This window comes from Sphingobacterium multivorum (assembly GCF_900457465.1).
In the GTDB taxonomy this organism is placed as follows: domain Bacteria; phylum Bacteroidota; class Bacteroidia; order Sphingobacteriales; family Sphingobacteriaceae; genus Sphingobacterium; species Sphingobacterium multivorum.
Map to the genome: position 1 here is coordinate 638,066 of NZ_UAUU01000009.1, position 20,834 is coordinate 658,899.

The 20,834-nt window shown below is 41.0% G+C and carries 18 protein-coding genes and 1 pseudogene; 1 reads left to right on the forward strand and 18 read right to left on the reverse strand.

Annotation, left to right across the window (positions count from 1 at the left end; all coding sequences use genetic code 11):
- Positions 1–35: 35 nt before the first annotated feature.
- On the reverse strand, positions 36–1,412 hold the full coding sequence (locus DTA23_RS14270) for a sugar porter family MFS transporter (RefSeq protein ID WP_112375099.1): 1,377 nt from the start codon (positions 1,410–1,412) through the stop codon (positions 36–38).
- A 129-nt stretch (positions 1,413–1,541) separates the two neighbouring features.
- On the opposite strand from DTA23_RS14270, the gene DTA23_RS14275 reads away from it, so the two are divergent.
- Complete coding sequence (locus DTA23_RS14275) at positions 1,542–2,435, forward strand: AraC family transcriptional regulator (RefSeq protein ID WP_112375100.1); 894 nt, start codon at positions 1,542–1,544, stop codon at positions 2,433–2,435.
- Between the two features lie 164 nt (positions 2,436–2,599).
- On the opposite strand, the gene DTA23_RS14280 is transcribed toward DTA23_RS14275, so the two are convergent.
- The 17 genes and pseudogenes from DTA23_RS14280 to DTA23_RS14360 form a co-directional block, all read right to left on the reverse strand.
- The gene (locus tag DTA23_RS14280) at positions 2,600–3,352 is read right to left on the reverse strand and encodes an enoyl-CoA hydratase/isomerase family protein (RefSeq protein WP_312129259.1); all 753 of its coding nucleotides are present in this window, start codon (positions 3,350–3,352) and stop codon (positions 2,600–2,602) included.
- 32 nt (positions 3,353–3,384) lie between these two features.
- Positions 3,385–5,859 carry a DUF5686 family protein gene (locus tag DTA23_RS14285; protein ID WP_172462422.1) on the reverse strand — a complete coding sequence of 825 codons (2,475 nt, stop codon included), beginning with the start codon at positions 5,857–5,859 and terminating at the stop codon, positions 3,385–3,387.
- A 192-nt stretch (positions 5,860–6,051) separates the two neighbouring features.
- Positions 6,052–7,428, reverse strand: a complete 1,377-nt coding sequence (locus tag DTA23_RS14290) for an NADH-quinone oxidoreductase subunit N (protein ID WP_112375102.1) — start codon at positions 7,426–7,428, stop codon at positions 6,052–6,054.
- 17 nt (positions 7,429–7,445) lie between these two features.
- Complete coding sequence (locus tag DTA23_RS14295) at positions 7,446–8,888, reverse strand: complex I subunit 4 family protein (protein WP_112375103.1); 1,443 nt, start codon at positions 8,886–8,888, stop codon at positions 7,446–7,448.
- 14 nt (positions 8,889–8,902) lie between these two features.
- The gene (gene nuoL, locus DTA23_RS14300; RefSeq protein ID WP_112375104.1) at positions 8,903–10,825 is read right to left on the reverse strand and encodes an NADH-quinone oxidoreductase subunit L; all 1,923 of its coding nucleotides are present in this window, start codon (positions 10,823–10,825) and stop codon (positions 8,903–8,905) included.
- 19 nt (positions 10,826–10,844) lie between these two features.
- Complete coding sequence (nuoK, locus tag DTA23_RS14305; RefSeq protein ID WP_046673084.1) at positions 10,845–11,174, reverse strand: NADH-quinone oxidoreductase subunit NuoK; 330 nt, start codon at positions 11,172–11,174, stop codon at positions 10,845–10,847.
- Positions 11,174–11,671, reverse strand: a complete 498-nt coding sequence (locus DTA23_RS14310; protein ID WP_046673083.1) for an NADH-quinone oxidoreductase subunit J family protein — start codon at positions 11,669–11,671, stop codon at positions 11,174–11,176. The genes nuoK and DTA23_RS14310 overlap by 1 nt, the downstream gene beginning before the upstream one ends.
- A gap of 11 nt (positions 11,672–11,682) precedes the next feature.
- Positions 11,683–12,192 (reverse strand): NuoI/complex I 23 kDa subunit family protein, encoded by a 510-nt coding sequence (locus DTA23_RS14315; protein WP_112375105.1) that lies wholly within the window; start codon positions 12,190–12,192, stop codon positions 11,683–11,685.
- A gap of 13 nt (positions 12,193–12,205) precedes the next feature.
- Positions 12,206–13,248: pseudogene (nuoH, locus tag DTA23_RS14320) on the reverse strand (NADH-quinone oxidoreductase subunit NuoH).
- Between the two features lie 8 nt (positions 13,249–13,256).
- Entirely contained in the window at positions 13,257–14,276 is a 1,020-nt protein-coding gene (locus DTA23_RS14325; RefSeq protein ID WP_112375106.1) for an NADH-quinone oxidoreductase subunit G, read from the reverse strand.
- Positions 14,277–14,306: 30 nt separating this feature from the next.
- On the reverse strand, positions 14,307–15,662 hold the full coding sequence (gene nuoF, locus DTA23_RS14330; protein WP_070560976.1) for an NADH-quinone oxidoreductase subunit NuoF: 1,356 nt from the start codon (positions 15,660–15,662) through the stop codon (positions 14,307–14,309).
- Between the two features lies 1 nt (position 15,663).
- Entirely contained in the window at positions 15,664–16,185 is a 522-nt protein-coding gene (locus tag DTA23_RS14335) for an NADH-quinone oxidoreductase subunit NuoE family protein (protein WP_112375107.1), read from the reverse strand.
- Positions 16,178–17,413 carry an NADH-quinone oxidoreductase subunit D gene (locus DTA23_RS14340; RefSeq protein ID WP_075990306.1) on the reverse strand — a complete coding sequence of 412 codons (1,236 nt, stop codon included), beginning with the start codon at positions 17,411–17,413 and terminating at the stop codon, positions 16,178–16,180. The genes DTA23_RS14335 and DTA23_RS14340 overlap by 8 nt, the downstream gene beginning before the upstream one ends.
- A 10-nt stretch (positions 17,414–17,423) precedes the next feature.
- Positions 17,424–17,921, reverse strand: coding sequence for an NADH-quinone oxidoreductase subunit C (locus DTA23_RS14345; RefSeq protein ID WP_239468777.1), 498 nt, complete (start codon positions 17,919–17,921; stop codon positions 17,424–17,426).
- Positions 17,922–18,473, reverse strand: coding sequence for an NADH-quinone oxidoreductase subunit B (locus DTA23_RS14350; RefSeq protein ID WP_075990308.1), 552 nt, complete (start codon positions 18,471–18,473; stop codon positions 17,922–17,924).
- A gap of 61 nt (positions 18,474–18,534) precedes the next feature.
- The gene (locus DTA23_RS14355; RefSeq protein ID WP_088163316.1) at positions 18,535–18,909 is read right to left on the reverse strand and encodes an NADH-quinone oxidoreductase subunit A; all 375 of its coding nucleotides are present in this window, start codon (positions 18,907–18,909) and stop codon (positions 18,535–18,537) included.
- 119 nt (positions 18,910–19,028) lie between these two features.
- Positions 19,029–20,828 (reverse strand): tetratricopeptide repeat protein, encoded by a 1,800-nt coding sequence (locus DTA23_RS14360; protein WP_112375108.1) that lies wholly within the window; start codon positions 20,826–20,828, stop codon positions 19,029–19,031.
- Positions 20,829–20,834 lie beyond the last annotated feature (6 nt).

Consider the following 20,834-nt stretch of genomic DNA (forward strand, 5'->3'; position numbering starts at 1 on the left):
GGTCGAGTTGATTCAGTTGATTATCCGGGTGCCAATTATCCTTCCAGTTCCTGTTCAATTTCTTCTAAGCTTTTTCCTTTGGTCTCTTTCAATCGGCTCCATAGAAACAGACAACCGATAAAACAGACTCCACCATACAGCCAGAATGTACCAGCTGCTCCCAGGTTTTGATTCAGTAAAGGAAACGTATAGGTGAGCACAAAACATGCAATCCATAATAACGATGTTGCAATCGCCATGGCCTGCGCCCTTACAGCGGTAGGGAATATTTCGGCGATAATTACCCAAGTTACAGGAGCCAAGGTCATCGCATATACCGCAATTCCGGCCAGTACAAGGAGAAGCACAAAAATGCCCCTGCAATTGAAATAATAACATGCTCCTAAGGCAATATAAATCACAAAAAGGCCTGCTGATCCGAAAAGCATCAATGCGCGACGACCAATTCGATCAACCAGATACATGCCAATGAATGTAAAAATGACATTGATCACGCCAGTGATAATAATATTGAAAAGCATCCCCGAAACCGTATATCCAGCAGCTGTAAAGATTTCCTGGGCATAATTAAAAATAACATTAATCCCACACCATTGCTGAAAAACCGCAATAAAGCTTCCTAGCAACAACAACCGTAGCAGCTTCCCCTGAAATAAATTTCTCTTTCGGGATTTAGCCTGACTTAGTTCAGCCGCCTCGGCAATAGAACGTATATTTTCTGCTGCATACTCCTCTCCACCCATGCGTAAAAACACACGTTTTGCCTGTTCGTGCTTCCCTTTTGTATATAACCAGCGCGGACTTTCAGGAATCAGGAAAAGTAGCAATAAAAAAATAACCGCCGGGATCGCTCCTGCCCAAAACATCCATCTCCACCCCTCTTGCGCATTCCAGGTTTCTAGCATAGATTCTCCGCCTAAAACCGGCTTTGCAATGAGCCAATTGACCACTTGTGCTGCAAGGATGCCCAGTACAATGGTCAACTGATTGATCGATACAAATTTCCCTCGACTTTCTGCGGGGGCGATCTCAGCAATATACATCGGTGCCAAATTGGAGGCTACACCAATACCTATCCCGCCCAAAATCCGATAGATAATAAAAGTGTCCAGTTCGGACGCCATACCGGTTCCCACTGCAGACATTATAAATAAAATTGCAGCAGTATAAATCAGCGGTTTTCTGCCATAGCGATCGGCCAATCCCCCCGAGAGTAGTACACCAACGAAGCTTCCCACAATCGCCGAAGACATGGCCCAGCCCTGCAATGCAGGATCGGACTCCAAATGAAAATAAGCCTCGTAAAATGGCTTTGCACCACCAATAACTACCCAATCATACCCAAATAGAAATCCACCGATAGCAGCCACAAAAGTGATCAATAGCAGATAGGTCGTCGCAGTCTTTTGCATAAGAGTTTACATATTTAGATTTACTTAGGTAAAATTAATGGAATACTTGGGGAGAATCATGTAAGTGAACACGATAAACATGTAAAATATTACTATTTTTATACGAATAACCAAAAATAAGCCCGATTTATGAAACAAAACCAAGATGTCATCGCTGAAGGATTCAAAGGAGAAAAGGCGATTGTCCTTCCCTATGCCGTATGCAATTACCTGACAAGCAACAACATCACATCAAAATTACACATCACACATATCGGCTATTATCCCAATGCTAAAAAACACTACCGTGATCGTCAAGAAGGATGTAAGGAATATATTCTGATTTATTGCGAAGAAGGAAGCGGTTGGATAAAACAGGATAAAACAACGCACAACCTTAAAAGAAACGATATATACATTATCCCGAGAGATAGCGCTCATTGCTATGGCGCAAAATCAAATGACCCCTGGAGCATCTATTGGATTCATTTCGACGGCACAGATGCAGTTCTTTTTCAACATATCATGGGCGAAGTGATTCATATAGATGACGCGGATTCAAACAAACATGCCAACCGCATCCAGCTCTTCGAGAGCATCTACAAAAACCTGGAAATGGGGTATAGTCCAGAAAATTTGGAGTATACGAGTTTTTGCTTTCAATATTTTTTAGCGTCCATTCAATATCAGGCTCAGTTTAGAGAAGGTAACCGAATTCAAGTAGATAATATCATACAGGACATCATTATATTTATGAAAGACAATCTGGAAAACAATATCAACTTGGATGATATTTCAGCACATTTCAACTATTCCAAGTCACATCTTATTAACTTGTTCAAGCAGAAAACATCTTACCCACCCATGGTGTATTACAATCAACTCCGTATGCAAAGGGCTTGCTCCTATCTGCAATTTACCCTACTTAAGATTAAAGAAATCGCATTCAAACTCCATTTTTATGACCCCTTTCATTTTTCAAAAGCGTTTACACGGGAAATGAAAATGTCGCCACAGGAATATCGCAAAAAATATCAAAAATAATGTCGGTTAAAGCTTTCTGATTCAGATTCATGAGCCATCTTAACCAATGCCGCAAAACGATTGGCGCTCAATCCGAACCTCCTTTCTTGGTCTTATTTTACCTCTTCATCGATACTCAAACCTGACAATACACGGCGTATGGCGTTTCACGAATTACAGCGGCATTATTCAAAATTGGGTGTCCTTTTCGCTAAAAATGCGGAAACACCTTCTTTGAAATCTTCTGTTCCGAACAGATGTCCGAAAGCATCCATTTCCACCTTACTCCCGTTTTGTTGTTTATCTTCAGCAGCGTTAATAGCAGTAATAGCATTTGCCACTGCAACGCGAGAGCGCGTAAATATCTTATGGAGTATTTCCTCCGCACGGGCAATTAGTTTATCCTGTGCGATCACCTCATTGACCAATCCTAGTTCATAGGCTCGCTGCGCGTCAATCATATCACCCGTTAAAATCATTTGCATAGCCTGTCCTTTTCCGATCAACTTGGGTAAACGCTGCGTACCACCATAACCCGGAATCAGTCCCAAAGAAACCTCCGGCAGTCCCATTTTTGCATTGTCAGACGCTATACGAATATGGCAGGCTAAAGCCATCTCCAGCCCTCCGCCTAAAGCATACCCATTTATTGCAGCAATAACTGGCTTCGGAGAACCTTCAATAAGGTCCGAAAAAATAATATGTCCTCGTTCACTGAGCCACCGTGCTTGAATTACAGATAAATCCATAAATTCCTTAATGTCTGCCCCTGCAGCGAATGCTTTAAGCCCAGCGCCTGTCAGGATAATACCTCTTACGTGGTCATCGGCATTGAAATGCATGAAGATATCTTGCAATTCGTCAAGGGTTTCCTGATTCAACGCATTCAGCTGGGGTTCGCGATTAATGATAACATAGCCGATGCTATCTTTAATCACATAATTTAAATTTGAATATTGGACCATAATTGCTAAAAATTAAAATGTAAGGATGCTGTAAAGGTATCAGAAGGTATGCCTTCACCACCACTATAGCTTAATCTCTTTTTATACTCTAATCTAATCAATTTAAAGATATTATCCACCCCCACTAGCCCTTCTACATACGGTTTGTTACGCACTGCTTTTGTTTGGATAATACCATTTTTGTCCGCTTCAAACTGAATATTTTCGGGCGTTACAAAGGGGTTGTTGGCATCGCTTAACTTTCCATAAAAAGCCTTAAATCCCGTCACTTCACGCCATTTTAACCGCCTGAACAACGGAATTCTATTGAAAAAGAAACCATTCCAGTTGTGGTAATAGGTCAGTTTCAAAAACTGGTCTGAAACAAATTCCGAGGTAGCCATCAAGTCAAAATTCACCAACGGTCCCTGCTTATCTCTATTGACATCAGGGAGTTCCAGTAAGGTATAAGGCAGATGTTTCCCCCAAATTCTTCCTCCTGAAAACTCAAAATCCGCCTGCCCCGCTGGGGATAAAAATAGTCGTTTGAAAATGCTAAAGCGTAATGCATCATAACTATAGTCTGCGCCCCAAAATCCTTTCAGTCCTTTATTATATTGCAGGGTAAAAATGGGATATTTGTTTTCTACGGTTCCTCTGTCGAGATTATGATAAGTAAATTCTTCATTCGGAGCCCAACGTAAAATCAGCTGTAGGTCATTTGTATTGACTTGTCGGACAGTATCAGGTAAAGGTAGGCTATTAATATAAAACAAGTCAGCGCGCGGTTGTCTGCGGGTATGCGTAAACGCCGTTCCTACGCTAACATGGTTCCCAAATTCGATCAGATGATCGATACGATAGATATCATTAAATTGCCATTTATTAGGCCTGTTTTTCCCAAAAGAACGGAAGAAACCATCCCCTTTTAAAAAACCCAAACCTCGCCCCGGTTCCATGACGTCATGCTGTACTGTAAAGCGTAAATAATTTGCCGGAAACTGAACAATACGTTCTCCATTTAAAGTAAATGCCGTACTCAGGTAGTACTTTAGCTCTTTGTCCTTATCGCCATAGGCTGTGTATCCTTCAATGTAGGCTTTTTCCGAAAATAAACGCGTCGTCCGACCACTCAGGCGCACACGATTCCCCTCGTAATTATTGCGGCTATAAAGATATTCCAGTGGACCAAATTCAACTTTCCCGGCATTATAATATCCCTTTGCTAACAAATAACCCAATGCGACCAACTGATTAAAAGAACGCATATTCTGTACCGAATCAACCTTTTGATAGGCTCCTAATTCAGCATGGCTTAACGGAGTTGGTCTAACCCCTACAATGGGTACCTTCGGTGCGGACGGGAGGAGATACCTCTTTTCAACTGGTACACCAGCAAAATTCTCATTCGAAATAGAATCTGTGCGATGTCCCAAGTATTGGGTTTCCCTACGTCCATACAATACATCTGACTTGCTCCCACCAAATAACATTTTTAGATCTGCACGAACAGGGAGCATGCTACCATTTTTAAATTCACTATAGCTGAGATCTATTTGCACGTCATTGATCCAATTGATATTTGCAGAACGTCCGATATTCAAAGTTGCGCTATGAACAGCATACCTTGTATCATCTGAGATCAGAAGATCACCGTAGAAGAGCAGATCAATAGCCGATTTACCTTCAAAATGGAGCTCAATATAATCCTTGCCTTCGATCTTGACCGTATCTTGAATTTTGTACCTATAAAACGCTGTAGCACCTGCAGCAATTGGGCTCAAGACTCCTTTGTTTGTGATCTGAATTGTATTATCATAGAGATCAACATCACGGAGTATCGTTTGAAACCGCGTCTGCCAATTGTCATTGTTAAAAAAGCGTGGATTTAATTCGGTCTGGTTGTGGCTGATGACAATCTTCTTACTACGATCTGGATTATGGGATGAATAGACATTTGCATAGTTTTCTTCCAAATAAAAGGGTGCAATGGTTTGCCCCCGAAAAGCGGTAGAATCTATATTTTCAAAGAGGAATCGGAATGGTTTCGGAAATTTCTTCGCTTTATCTTCAGGATTGACAAAACCAAACTGTGTCTTTTCATACTCATCAAAACGAATTTCAGGTATGCGGGTGTAATGATTTTGTGGTCGATGTGCAATAACCTGTTCAATCAGTGCTATAGCAGGATCTTTGGTTTTTTTGTTTTTTCGATTAACCACGACCTCCTCTAATGTGTTATTTGAGGCAATTAAGTGCACGGTCAGCATTGAATCCTGTAAACGACGAACATCCACCGTACGCCGCTCATACCCCACCGCTCCAAAGACAAGCTGTCTGTATTTCTTGATATCCAGAATCTTAAAAAACCCAAGGGTATCGCTGCTACCACCGCTATCTCCATCAAGCCAGTTAATTGAAACCCTTGAAATACCCTTGCCTGTTTTTGCATCAATGACCTTTCCACGAATAAAGTCCTGTGCAATTACTTTTCCACCCATACAGAAGAATAGTAACACACTTAAAACACGAATCGAAAAAGATTTAACACACACTTTAAACGCCATCTGCAATTTGATAGGATTTCTTTTTTACAATATACAATTTGTATGCAAGAGTTATACCAATAAAAATAAAAAAAGCACAGCGAAATCGCCATGCTCTAATAAACAACAAGCATTTTAACAGAAACTTTATATTAATTTTAAAAGGCAGTCTGGATATACCCCAATTAAGATTGTAAGCGCTACGGCAAGGAATAACACAAATGAATAATTCCACTGTACATTGACACAGGATTCGTCACTGTCTCTAAAGTACATCGCAACAACAACCTTCAAGTAGTAATACACTGCAATTCCTGCATTGATTACAGCCAATACAAGCAAAACAATATGATAATTTTCCATAACAGAAGAAAACATCATAAACTTACCGATAAATCCAGCTGTCAGTGGTATACCCGCAAGAGAAAGCATTGCTATCGTGATGGCAAATGCTAGCAAAGGATTTCGTTTGCCCAGGCCATTGAAAGCTTCAAAATGTTCAGAGCCGGTCGTTTTCTTGACTAGGATCAATCCTGTAAAAGCAACAATGGTGGCTAGAGAGTAGGCAAGGCCATAAGCAAAGATACTATTAGCCGAGGTAGCCCCAACTGCTACAATCGCAAATAACATATACCCGGCATGCGATACGCTCGAATAAGCAAGCATACGTTTGAAGGAAGACTGCATTAATGCAGAAATATTTCCAACAAATAAGGTGAGAATGGCGATCACTAAGAAAACCGGCGTCCAAAAATCTTGTAAAGGCAATAGACTATAACTGAATAAACGTAACAATCCAGCAAAAGAAGCAACTTTAACCACGGTGCTCATATAACTCGTAATCAATATCGGAGCCCCATCATAAACATCTGGTGTCCAAAAATGAAAGGGAACAGCGCCCACTTTGAACGTCAGTCCTACAATGAGAAGCAATATACCCCCATAAAACAACGGTGAAATTGCCTGCGGGTTATTGACAACATAGTCTTTGATTTCACTTAAATCAAATGATCCTGTGGCACCGTACAAAAGGGCAATACCAAACAATAGAAAGCCCGTAGAGAAAGCCCCCATCAAAAAGTACTTTAATGCAGCTTCATTTGATGCTTTGTCTCTTTTACGTATCCCGACCAAAATATAAAGCGCTACAGACATAATTTCAATACCTAAAAAAAGCATTGAAAAATTATGATAACTATTCACAAGAACAGCACCTGTGAGGGAGAAAATCAATAACGAGTAATACTCCGCAATTTGTCCCTCCTCATCAAAATATCCCTTTGAGATTACAAAGATACACAAGGTAACCGCGATACATAAGACCGAGAAAGCAATAGCGTAATGATCAAAATGAACCATCCCACTAAAGAGAGGTCCGCTGGTAGAAGTCCAGTCATTCCATAAGAAACCAATAGCGACCAAGAAGCCAAGAATAGAAACAGGCAGCAGCATAGATTTCATCTTGAATAAGCCAAGGTAAAGGACGACTAATGCTAATATCGAAAGTGTAATTATTGCACCCATACAATTAAATATATCTATTATCTGCCTAAAAATGTACTTAAAACTTCCACAGAACCTGCAGAAAGGTTCAATAGGAAATTAGGGAATATACCAATATAAAGGATCAAGACAGAGACCACCGTCAATACAATAAGTTCCGTTCCTTTTACATCTTCAAATTGTATAGTTCTTTCGGTCGTTTCTCCCAGCATCGTTCCTTGATAAAGCCTAAGGATATAAACTGCACCCAGAATTAAGGTTAAACCCGCAAAAACAGCAAACCAAAATCCATATTGAAAAACGCCTTTCAATAATAAAAACTCACCAATAAATCCATTCGTTAATGGTAACCCCACTGCTCCCATACAAATAATCATAAAGAAGATGGCCAACCGAGGCGCCTTGCTTGCTATTCCACCAAGCTCAGTAAGACGACGTGTCTGTGTGCGCTGCTGTATAATATCCAACACATAAAAAAGTCCTATCACAGAAATACCGTGATTTAACATTTGAATAGTTGCTCCACTCAGGCCATTCGTATTCCATGTGAAGACACCAGCACTAATTAAGCCAACGTGAGCTATTGATGAATAGGCGATCAATCGCTTCACATCATCTTGTTTAATTGCAATAATGGAAGCATAGACGATCCCAATAACGCATAAGATCATTGCAAAATGTCCGTACAGCGCAACACCGGCTGGTGCGATGGGCAATAGCCAACGCATTAAACCATAAACCCCCATTTTGAGCATGATACCCGCCAATAACATCGTGCCTGCTGCAGGTGCGTTTGTATACGTATTGGGTTGCCAAGTATGAAAAGGAAAAATTGGTATTTTGATGGCGAAAGCAACAAAAAAAGCCCAAAATAACCATCGCTGTGTGTTTTCCCCCAAATCTAATACAATAAATGAAGTCCATTCAAAATCACGATTGGGCACTTGTTGATAGAGATAAAGAATACCGATCAACATCAAAAGGCTACCCAAGAAAGTATAAATAAAGAATTTCAAATTTACGCGGATACGATCTCCTTCACCCCAAAGTGCACAAATAAAATAAATCGGAATCAAGGCAATCTCCCAGCCCACATAAAAAGTAAAGGCATCCAAGGCCATAAATACGAGCAATAAGCCCGTTTGCATAAAAGCCATTAAAGCATAGAAGTTTCCTTTATAATCCTTCTTAAAGGTTGTGGCAATAATTAAAGGCATTAGCCCATTCGTCAATAAGATCAACGGCAAGCTAATTCCATCAACGCCGATATGAAAATGAATATGCAATGAAGAAATCCATAGCCAATTTTGTTCAAATTGCATTCCGGCATTTGCGTCAAAAGTACAAAGGAAAGGAATAGTCAAAGCCAAAGACAGTAATGATAAAATCAAGGCAATAAACTTTGCAGCATTGGTCTTTAAGAACGTTAGAATCAATGCGCTTATTAACGGCAATAAAATAAGTAAAAACAAGTTATCCATCGATTATACCAAAATTAAAGACTCAACAATCCATAGATGAAAATGGCAATCACCCCAATTACCATCATCAATAAATAAAAACCAACATTACCATTCTGGAGCAAACGCAATACTTTTCCCGTATCAAATGTTGCTTTCCCGGCACCATTAACAACGCCATCAATACCACGTTGATCCACAACATTCCCGAAGAAAGCTGAGAGCCAATTGATGGGACGTACAATGATACTATCATAAAGTTCATCCACGTAAAACTTATTGTAAGATAAATTCGCCAAGAAACTTCTGGTACCTTCTGCCGCTTCAGGTAACTGTTGTCGTTTAACATACTTATTAAAGGCTAAAGCAACCATAATCAATACCCCAACAACAGAAACGGCCATTAATAAATATTCAGTACTGTGTTCCAAATGATGAGTTGCAGGTATTATCGCTTTTCCATCTGAGAACACTGGCGCCAGGAAATCCTCAAGCCAATGATTACCTCCCAAAACAGCTGGTAAGTTGATTACACCTCCAACCACAGAAAGTATAGCCAATACAATGAGTGGCATGGTCATACTCTTTGGAGATTCATGCAAATGATGTTTTTGCTCTTCCGTACCACGGAATGTCCCAAAAAAGGTCATAAACAGCATCCTAAACATATAGAATGCCGTCATTAATGCACCAATAAAACCTAAACCCCATAAGACCGGACTAGCGGCAAAAGCCCCCGCCAATATTTCATCTTTGGAGAAGAAGCCAGAAAATGGTGGAATTCCTGCAATCGCAATTGTCCCCATCAACATCGTCAGATAAGTAATAGGCATTGCTTTCTTCAAGCCGCCCATTTTACGCATATCCTGTTCTTCACTCATACCATGTATGACAGATCCGGCACCGAGGAAAAGTAACGCCTTGAAAAAGGCATGGGTCAATACATGGAAAAACGCTCCCGTAAATGCTCCGACACCTAGGCCAAGAAACATATAGCCCAATTGTGAAACTGTGGAATAAGCCAATACTTTCTTAATATCATTTTGTGTCAATGCAATCGCAGCAGCTAACAGGGCTGTACAGATAGCTATGACAGAAATGAGCTGCAACGTAAACGGTGAAAGAATAAACAATACATTGGAACGTGCAATCATATAAATACCGGCTGTAACCATCGTTGCCGCATGGATCAGGGCCGACACGGGGGTCGGGCCAGCCATGGCATCCGGCAACCAGGTAAACAAAGGTATCTGCGCCGATTTACCTGTTGCAGCAATAAATAACAAAATGGTAATGCTAACGACTGTGATATCACCAACAGCAAAATTCTTGGCCGCTGGAAATACAGTCGAAAATTCTAAGGACCCAAAAGTTCCTAGTATTAAAAATACCGCAAGCAGAAAGCCCAAATCACCTATTCTATTCATCACAAATGCTTTTTTTGCCGCATTCGCATACGAACTATTCTTATACCAAAAGCCAATCAATAAATAGGAACATAGTCCTACACCCTCCCAGCCGATGAACATGACCAGGTAATTGGATCCCAATACCAATAGCAACATAAAAAAGATAAAGAGATTCAAATAGGCGAAGAACTTACCAAATCCATGATCATGATGCATATAACCAATGGAATAGACATGGATAAGGAAACCAATTCCGGTAACGATTAAGAGCATGATCGCACTTAACGGATCTACCAAAAAGGACAGACCTATCTTGAGATTGCCCACTGCAATCCAATCAAATACATGTTGTTCAATGATGCCTGCTTGTCCAGCTTGTCTCGCTTGGTAGACTTCGGAGAACAGAAGGCAGCTACATACAAAAGAAATAAGCACAACAGCGCTGCCAACAGCGCCTATCATACCTTTGGAAAAGGTATTCCTACCCAATCCATTCACTATAAACCCGATTAAGGGCAAAAGGGGAATCAACCAAACTAATTCACTCATCGTATTTATTTCTTAAGTTCTACCAACGAAGTTTATTTAAGGAATCGATATCCACAGACTTCGTATTCCGATATACCATAATAATAATCGCCAAGCCAACGGCAACTTCTGCCGCCGCCAATGCCATGATAAAGAAGACAAAGACCTGTCCTGACGAATCGCCATGCTGCACTGAAAAAGCAGCTAAAAGAAGATTCACCGCATTCAGCATCAACTCAATAGACATCATAATAATAATGACGTTACGGCGAATAAGAACACCGATAACACCAATAACGAAAATAATCGCACAAAAAATCAGATAATGATTTATTGGCACCCCCTGCAACTGTTGAACAACTGTTTCCATTAGATTTGTTTAGGTTCTTTCTTAGCTAATAATATTGCTCCAATCATTGCCGTCAATAACAATAATGATGATAATTCGAAAGGAAGCAAAAATTCGTTAAACAACACCTTACCCAGATTCTTAACCAACCCGATTTCTGGATTAACAACAGTCAAGGGATTAGAAATATCAAATACGCGGTATACACCGAAGAAAGTCACCAATAGGCAACAACCGGCGATAACACCCATAAACTTAACCAAGTTGGATTTCATGGGTTCGGTATCCTTATTCAGGTTGAGCAGCATCAATACAAATAAAAACAAAACCATGATGGCTCCCATATATACGATGAAATTCACCACTGCCAAAAACTGTGCATTCAAAAGAATATAATGTATTGTAAACGTAAAAAACGTAATGACCAAATACAGTACACTGTGTACAGGATTTTTTGTAAAAATGGTCAGCAGCGCAAAGAAAATAGACAAGAAGGCTACAAAATAAAATACTGTCATAATTTCCTGGTTTAGCTCTTTAATTTGGTAATATCAAAAGTTGGTTCTACCAATTTATCTTTTCCATAGATAAAATCCTTACGGAGATAATCTGCTGTCACATGTGGTCCATCCAGGTAGATCGCTTCTTTCGGACAGGCCTCTTCACATAGACCACAGAAAATACATCGCAACATATTGATTTCATATACTGACGCATACTTTTCCTCGCGGTAAAGATTTTCTTCACCTTTTTTTCGCTCGGAAGCAGTCATTGTAATCGCCTCTGCAGGGCAGGACAAAGCACATAATCCACAGGCTGTACACCGCTCACGCCCTTCCTCATCACGTTTGAGCGAATGTTGCCCCCTGAAGTTTTTCGAATAAGGTCTTATTTCCTCAGGATATTTAATGGTTGGAATTTTCTTAAAAAAATGCCTTAATGTAATGCGTAAACCTTTGATAATAGCGGGAAAGTAGATTCTTTCCGAAAATGTCATCGGTTTTTGTTCAATTACTTTTTTACGATTGGTTAGTTGCATAAAAAGTCCTTTCTTATGAGAAATAAGTATCTTTAATCAATGTAAATACACCTGTAAGTACAATATTGGCAATAGCCAATGGAATCAACATCTTCCAGCCTAGATTCATCAATTGATCGTAGCGGAAACGTGGTAAAGTCCAACGCACCCACATAAAGAAAAAGATAAACAGCAATATTTTAATGAAGAATACAACCACCCCGATGATCGTGACCATATTGGCAGACAATCCCATATCATTCATAAAAGGGAAATTATATCCGCCAAAATAGAGTGATGCCATCAATGCAGAGGAAACGAACATGTTAATATATTCGGAAAACATGTAGAGTCCCAATTTCATGGAGGAGTACTCCGTATGGTAACCACCAACAAGCTCCGTTTCACATTCCGGCAAATCAAATGGAACCCGATTACATTCGGCAAAAGCACAGACCATAAAAATGATAAAGCCCAGCGGCTGTGCCCAGATATTCCAATTGACAAAACCCGACTGCTGCGCAACAATTTCTTCGAGTGTCAAAGTGCGAGTTACCATCAATAGCGCAATAAGTGATAATCCCATTGCAATCTCATAACTGATACTCTGTGATGCTGCACGAATTGCCCCCATAAGTGAGAATTTATTATTGGAAGCCCATCCGCCCAACATGATACCATATACACCTAATGCAATCACACCAAACATATACAACACCCCTACATTGATCCTTGTGCAACCTGCAAAGAAATCGTTCGGTCTCCAATCTGTAGCTCCTGCCCCCAGGGAATAACGGCTGAACTAATACATGCCGTTATAATCGCAATTGTAGGCCCCAAAATAAAGAGCACCTTATGTGCGCCTGCCGGGATAATTTCCTCTTTAAAGAAGAATTTACCACCATCACACAGTGGTTGCAAGATACCAAAGAGACCAGCCCGATCAGGACCATATCGATCTTGCATAAAGCCTGCAATTTTACGTTCCGCAAGTGTCGAATACATCGCGATCACCAAGGTGATAACGAATACAATAGACACCAGTATTAATTTTTCTATGACAAAAGACCACTCCATGTTTGTGATTATTTCAATTTTTCTGTTCTAGCCAACTGTTCGCGATTTTGTTCCTGTAGTATCGGATTCTCCTTAACAATTTTCGGCGGATTAAATAACTCGTAGTGATTGGCAGAAATGACGGAATGTCGGTCTATTTCTGTTGGTTCCTCCAACACCCAATTGCTCGTTTTTTTCTGATCAAAGCGACAGGTATTACAGATAAACTCTTCCACTTCACCAAACTCATCCTTTCGAGCAGTTACCCGAATGACCTCTTCTCCCTTATACCATAAGGTTACCTTACCCGAACATGTCGGACAATCGCGATGTGCATCGACAGGCTTCGTAAACCATACCCTATTCTTGAAACGGAAGGTTTTATCTGTCAAAGCTCCCACAGGACATACATCAATAACATTTCCGGAGAAATCGTTATCGATTACATTTTCGATATAAGTCGATATCTCGGCGTGATCTCCTCGTCCTAAGATACCGTGTACACGCTGGTCGGTCAACTGATTTGCGACATAAACACAACGGTAACATAAGATACAACGGTTCATATGCAATTGGATCTTATCGCCCAGATCAATGCGTTCGAAGGTACGTCGATCGAATTCGTAGCGTGTATGAGCACTACCGTGTTCATATCCAAGATCCTGCAATTTACATTCACCAGCCTGATCGCAGATTGGACAATCTAAGGGATGGTTAATCAATAAGATTTCAACAACACCTTTTCTTGCTTCCACCACCTCTGGCGAAGTAATATTTTGTACTTCCATACCGTCCATCACCGTTGTACGACAAGAAGCCACCAATTTTGGCATCGGCCTCGGATCTTTTTCAGATCCCTTGGAGACTTTGACCAAACAGGTACGGCATTTACCGCCACTTCCCTCCAGTTTGGAGTAGTAACACATTGCCGGAGGGACTATATCTCCACCGATCTGTCTCGCTGCATTTAATATGCTTGTCCCAGGAGCAACCTCTACCGGTATACCATCGATGGTGACCTTAAACTTTACATCTTCCGCTTCTGCCATGATATAATTAATTTATCGTTACAGCTTCTATTATGATACTATTGGTTGTAAAGGATCAGCATAATGTGCCAGTCCATAATTCCGTGTTTGTGACTCTTCCGGATGAAGGATATGCCATTCAAATTCATCCCTAAAATGTCTTATTGCTGCTGCCACAGGCCATGCCGCAGCATCCCCCAATGGACAGATTGTATTCCCTTCAATTTTTCGCTGCACATCCCACAGCAAATCAATGTCTGACATCGAGCCGTGACCGCTCTCGATCTTATGCAGCACCTTCTCCATCCAACCTGTTCCTTCACGACAAGGCGAACACTGCCCACAGCTTTCATGATGATAAAAACGTGCAAAATTCCAGGTATTACGCACCACGCACTGATCCTCATCAAATACGATGAAACCACCCGACCCGAGCATTGTCCCTGTTTGGAAACCACCATCCGCCAATGACTCATAAGTCATCAACCGGCTATTTCCTGCCGCAGTTTTCAAGATCAAGTTAGCGGGTAGGATTGGAACCGAAGAGCCTCCAGCTACGACAGCTTTCATTCGTTTCCCATTGGCAATACCACCACAATATTCATCCGAGTAAATAAACTCTTCCACAGGCAGACCGAGTTCGATCTCATAGACCCCTGGTTTTACAATATTTCCGCTAGCGGAAATTAATTTTGTCCCGGTACTACGCTCCACGCCGATTTTAGCATATTCTTCACCGCCCAAATTGATAATGGGCACTGTGGTCGCAATAGACTCCACATTATTCACCACTGTCGGGCAGTTATATAAACCTGCTATCGCTGGAAAAGGCGGTTTAATACGCGGATTACCCCGTTTACCTTCTAAAGATTCTAATAAAGCTGTTTCCTCACCACAGATATACGCTCCACCTCCCGGCTGAACATAAATCTCCAGATCATAGCCCGAGCCTAAAATATTTTTACCCAAAAAACCTTTTTCCTTGGCTTCAGCAATGGCCCGCTCCAGAATTCTGATTTGCGGCATCATCTCTCCACGCACATAGATATACGATGTATGAGCTCCTAAGGCGAAGCTGGATACAATCATTCCCTCAATGAGCGCATGTGGGATGTGCGTCATCAAATAACGGTCTTTGAATGTTCCTGGTTCAGACTCGTCGGCATTACAGACCAAATAGCGTGGCACCCCTTCAGGTTTAGCCAAAAAGGACCATTTCATGCCCGTAGGAAAACCAGCTCCCCCACGTCCACGTAATCCAGACTTCTTAACCTCTTCAACAACATCCTCAGGAGACATTGTCTTTACTACTTTTTCAACAGCAACATAACCACCTTTTTGTCGATAGACCTCAAAGGTATTGATGCCAGGAACATCGATATGAGTCAACAAAAGTTTACGTGCCATATTATTCTGTTTTAGCTTTTAAATTATCAATCAATTCGTCGACTTTATCTTCTGTCAGATTCTCATAGAATGTATATTCAGGGCCGATCTGTAAGACTGGTCCAAAACCACAGGCGGCCAAACATTCTACACCCCGCCAAGAGAAAAGCCCGTCAGCGGTGACCTGACCTTCCTTTACGCCGAGCTTTTGCTCTAAATGCCCCATGATACGCTCTGCACCGACCAAACAACAAGGTCCGGTACGACAAATCTCCAGTACATATTTTCCTTTAGGTTGCAACAGGAACATGGTATAGAAGGTTGCCACCTCATACACCTCAATAGGCAATATATTCAGGTAAACAGCAACCTTATCCATCGCATCTGCGCTTACCCAGCCATATTCCGCCTGAACCAGATGTAAAATGGGCAATAAGCCTGATTTTTGCTTTCCTTCGGGGTAACGACTTACCACTTCTCCAAACTTGGCTAACAATTCTGGAGAAAAGTTTACGTTTTCATTATGTTGTTTTACACTAAGCATCTAATTCTCCGGCTATAACGTTAAGACTACTCATATTTATAATGGCATCTGAAATCAGCATTCCTGCACTCATTGGCGCGAACATTTGATAATTGACAAAAGAAGGTCTTCTAAAGTGAAGACGATAAGGTGACCGTCCACCATCATGAATCAAATAAAAACCGAGTTCACCATTTGCCCCTTCGACCGCATGATAAACTTCAGCTTTAGGTGTATCCACCTCACCCATGACGATTTTAAAGTGGTAAATTAGAGCTTCCATATTGGTATACACCTGTTCTTTCGGAGGTAAATAGAAATCAGGAACCTCCGCATGGAAGACGCCTTTAGGTTCTTTCTCAATTTTCGCTAATGCCTGTTCAATAATCCGAAGTGATTGCCACATTTCGGCGTTCCGAACCATGAAACGATCGTATACATCACCTGTCGTGCCAACAGGCACATCGAAATCAAATTCTTCATACGAGCAATAAGGATTCTGTACACGCACATCGTAATCTACACCTGTCGCCCGTAAAATAGGACCAGACCAGCCATAATCCAGGGCATCTTCTGCTGTTACAGCAGCAACACCCGACGTTCGTTCAATAAAAATGCGGTTACGAACAAACAACTCTTCAAATTCTTGCAACACCGGAGGATAGCGTTTCAGAAATTCACGTATTTTCTCAAAGGCTATAGCATTGAAATCACGCTCGAAGCCTCCAATACGACCAATGTTCGTTGTCAAACGAGCGCCACAGATTTCTTCAAAGATTTCATAGATAAACTCGCGTTCCTGCATCACATACAAAAAGCCGGAAAAAGCACCCGTATCTACCCCCAAAATACCATTACAAATAATATGATCCGCAATACGGGCAAGCTCCATGACGATAACACGCATATATTGCACCCGCTTAGGAATCTCTATCTTGAGCAACTTTTCAACGGTCATATGCCAGCCCATATTATTGATTGGAGACGAGCAATAATTTAGACGATCAGTCAAAGGCGTTATTTGATAAAAAGGTCGATGTTCAGCAATTTTTTCAAATGCGCGGTGAATATAACCGATCGTGGACACACCACTCACAATACGCTCGCCATCGATTTGTACCACGTTCTGAAATACACCATGCGTAGCGGGATGCGTGGGACCAATATTTAGGGTAATCAACTCGTCTTGCGGATCGTTGTCTTCGAAGACAGGCTGATTAGATGTTATCTTGCTTATAAATTCGCTCATATCGTATAAATTAACGGCCGAAATACAAATCTTTCTTATCTACGCGATTTGGATCTTCCAAAGGATATCCCTTACGCATTGGAAACACCTCCATATCATCTACATTCAAAATCCTTCTCAAATCGGGATGCCCTATAAAATTGACACCAAAAAAATCAAAAGTCTCACGCTCCATCCAGTTCGCGCCTTTCCAAACGACGGTTGCTGTTGGAATCTCAGGATTCGGCCCATACAAAAAGACCTTCACTCGGATTCGGATATTATGAACGAGACTATGAATATGATAAACCACAGCAAACTCCTTTTCTAAATGCGGATAATGCACTGCCGTAATATCCGTGAGATGAATAAACTGCAACTCCTTATTCGATTTCAAGAAACGAAGTACATCAATCACATCTTCCGTATCCACGACAATCGTCAATAAATTGTGTGCATCTTGAATTTCGTTAATCTTTGCCGGAAAATTTCCTTGGAGCTTATCCAATAAAAAACTGTTTTCCATCATCTATTTGTTTGTATGTATTCCGTACTTCTCAAGCAGCGCTTTGTATTCGGGTGTATTTCTCCGGTTCAATGATTCATTCTTTACAATATCCTGTAGACGCAACACGCCATCCAAAATTGCTTCTGGACGGGGAGGACAGCCAGGCACGTACACATCAACCGGTATAATTTCATCTATTCCTTGTAAGACAGAATACGTATCGAAAATACCACCACTAGATGCACAGGCCCCTACAGCAATTACCCAGCGCGGCTCGGCCATTTGCACATACACCTGCTTTAACACCGGAGCCATTTTCTTAGCAATGGTACCCATTACCAATAGCATATCTGCCTGACGCGGTGAAAAGCTCGGGCGCTCGGCACCGAATCTAGCCAAATCGTAAGTAGAGCCCATCGTTGCCATAAACTCGATACCACAGCAGGATGTGGCGAAGGGCAAAGGCCATAACGAGTTGGCTCGGGCCAAGCCAATGGCTTTGTCCAAACTTGTCGCAAAAAAACCTGCGCCTTCTACTCCCGGAGGAGCTTCTGCCAATTTTATATCACTCATGAAAAGTCGATTTATAGGTTTAAGTATTGCTGGCCCAAAGAGCCAACCATCACGGGAATATCTAATCCCAACTCAATGCTTTTTTCTTGATCACATAGATAAAGCCCAACAAGAGCAGTCCCATGAAAATAAACATCTCGATCAAGCCTTGTAGTCCCATTTCCCGGAAGTTGACTGCCCATGGATACATGAAAATAACTTCAACATCAAATATGACAAACAGGATAGCGACCAAAAAATATTTTATGGAGAAAGGCTGCCTGGCATTTCCGACAACTTCAATTCCCGACTCAAAAGCTCCAAGCTTGTTTTCCGTGCGGACTTTCGGTCCGATAAGATGTGTAATAATTATGGTACCTACTCCAAATCCAACAGCAACAAGAAGCTGTATAAATATAGGCAAGTAGTCTATCGGCATACTATTGGCTTGCTCCATCTCAATTAAAATTTATATTGGTAACTATCTCTAAATATAGAGATTTCAAGGTAAAAATCAAAACAAAAAAGGCGTAGATATTACTATCTACGCCTAATTTAGAATGATTTTATTTAAGCTTATTTCAGGCCCTCTAAGTAACCTTTAACAGCTTCATTTGCCGGATCTATAGCCAATACTTTTTGGAAGCTCTCCTTCGCTTTAGGAAGATCTTGCTTCACGTAATAGTAAAGTCCGATATATGTATTTGCATCGATCAAATAATTTTTATTCTTCTCTTGTGCGCCACGTTGATTGATGGTTTCGATCAATTTTTGGAATGGTGCAACGAAATCACCTTTAGGTTGCTCCAAGTTGTCCGCGGTTAAGGCAGCAAAAGCTTTATAATAAAGCGCATTGATCAAATATTTATCTTGTGCTTCTTTATTGTCTGTCGTTTCAATAACAGATAAGAAAGTCTGTGCTTTTTGCAAATCAGCAATTGCTTTATCTCTCAATTCTTGATTAACGACTACTTGTTCTTCATTCTTACTAGCAGCATCTTCCTTTGCACCGATTTGATAGTAAGCTTCACCTGCATAGTAGTTTGCATCGTATAAATACGTTTTATTATCTTTGTAAGACGCCACCAATTCAAATAAAGAGGCTGCTGTCTGCAATTCTTGCTCTTGGTATTTAGCAAATGCCAACTCAGCTGTTTCGCCCAACAATTCTTTGTCTAAATCAATTGCTTTCTTAATATCGGCAATACCCTTTTGAATATTCGCCGTATTCTCTGCTGTCAATACCGGAGCCGCAGTAGCCGTGCTATCTGCACCAGCAGCCGCTGGCTTAGGGCTATTTGCTGCAATCTCAGACATACCTAGATACATATAATCCAATGGAATTACACGATCTTTTTCCATTTTGCTAAACATCTGGTTTAAGTACTCCAATGCTTTCGGATAATCTTTAGCTTTTTGGAAGGCGATATACCCCAAATAACGATAGATTTTTGGATCTACAGACGGGTTTTGAGCTAATTCCTCAGAAACTACCTTCAAATCGTCGTATTGACGCGCGTAAACCAAGAAATCGGCATAACGGATTTTAGCTTCCAATGAATTATCACCCGCAACTTCCAGGTATTTTTTGTATTGCTCAACACCTTTTTTATTTAACTCTACATATTTCTCGTCAGAAGTACCCGGCAATCTAGACCATTGGTTATATGTTTCAGCCAACTCACGGTAAGTAGGTGCATATGCCGGAGTTTCTGCTGCGATAGCTTCCAATTGTGTGATAGCCTCATCAAAAGCTTGTGCGCCACGTACGATCACAGCCTGTCCAACTTTCGCTTGTACTGAATTTGGATCGATATCAGTCGCTTCACCATAGCTTGTATAAGCTAATGAACCTTCTTTTAAACCACGGTATGCATCACCTAATGCGATAGGAATTGCAACATCTTTTTTGTTTTTTTCTTTCGCTTGCGTTAGGTATTCCAAAGCTTTCGCATAATCGGGCTCAGGCGTTTTTATATATGCACGTCCAATTTCCAATAATGGTTCATAATCTTTTTTACCTAATTTTGCGGTTGCCAAAGCGAATTTAGATTCAGCGCTCGCTTTATCCTTTTTCATTAAGTCAACATAGCCCAAACCTACATTGTTGATTGTAGCCTTTGGATCAGCAGCCAAACCTTGGTTGAAAATCGCAGCGGCAGAATCCGCTCTGTCGTTTACCAAATAAATTTGACCCAAATAGAAATAATTATCTCCATTCTTAGGTTGCTTAGTCACTAACTGTTGAAGGATAGTTTTCGCTTTACCATAATTTTCAGCCTCGATGGCTGCTCTAGCATCTTTCAAACTTTGTGCACTTACTGTGCCCACAGATCCCGCCAATAAAAGACTAAATAATAATTTACTGTTTGTCATAATCTA

Coding starts and splice junctions, on each gene's coding strand:
- DTA23_RS14355 (WP_088163316.1), bottom strand. CDS start 18,909: ATGGAGCAAGCCAATAGTATGCCGATAGACTACTTGCCTATATTTATA.
- DTA23_RS14290 (WP_112375102.1), bottom strand. CDS start 7,428: ATGGGTGCAATAATTACACTTTCGATATTAGCATTAGTCGTCCTTTAC.
- DTA23_RS14275 (WP_112375100.1), top strand. CDS start 1,542: ATGAAACAAAACCAAGATGTCATCGCTGAAGGATTCAAAGGAGAAAAG.
- DTA23_RS14315 (WP_112375105.1), bottom strand. CDS start 12,192: ATGCAACTAACCAATCGTAAAAAAGTAATTGAACAAAAACCGATGACA.
- nuoL (WP_112375104.1), bottom strand. CDS start 10,825: ATGAGTGAATTAGTTTGGTTGATTCCCCTTTTGCCCTTAATCGGGTTT.
- nuoF (WP_070560976.1), bottom strand. CDS start 15,662: ATGGCACGTAAACTTTTGTTGACTCATATCGATGTTCCTGGCATCAAT.
- DTA23_RS14335 (WP_112375107.1), bottom strand. CDS start 16,185: ATGCTTAGTGTAAAACAACATAATGAAAACGTAAACTTTTCTCCAGAA.
- DTA23_RS14285 (WP_172462422.1), bottom strand. CDS start 5,859: ATGGGTGGAAAAGTAATTGCACAGGACTTTATTCGTGGAAAGGTCATT.
- nuoK (WP_046673084.1), bottom strand. CDS start 11,174: ATGGAAACAGTTGTTCAACAGTTGCAGGGGGTGCCAATAAATCATTAT.
- DTA23_RS14345 (WP_239468777.1), bottom strand. CDS start 17,921: ATGATGGAAAACAGTTTTTTATTGGATAAGCTCCAAGGAAATTTTCCG.
- DTA23_RS14325 (WP_112375106.1), bottom strand. CDS start 14,276: ATGGCAGAAGCGGAAGATGTAAAGTTTAAGGTCACCATCGATGGTATA.
- DTA23_RS14295 (WP_112375103.1), bottom strand. CDS start 8,888: ATGGATAACTTGTTTTTACTTATTTTATTGCCGTTAATAAGCGCATTG.
- DTA23_RS14350 (WP_075990308.1), bottom strand. CDS start 18,473: ATGAGTGATATAAAATTGGCAGAAGCTCCTCCGGGAGTAGAAGGCGCA.
- DTA23_RS14360 (WP_112375108.1), bottom strand. CDS start 20,828: ATGACAAACAGTAAATTATTATTTAGTCTTTTATTGGCGGGATCTGTG.
- DTA23_RS14310 (WP_046673083.1), bottom strand. CDS start 11,671: ATGACAGTATTTTATTTTGTAGCCTTCTTGTCTATTTTCTTTGCGCTG.
- DTA23_RS14270 (WP_112375099.1), bottom strand. CDS start 1,412: ATGCAAAAGACTGCGACGACCTATCTGCTATTGATCACTTTTGTGGCT.
- DTA23_RS14340 (WP_075990306.1), bottom strand. CDS start 17,413: ATGAGCGAATTTATAAGCAAGATAACATCTAATCAGCCTGTCTTCGAA.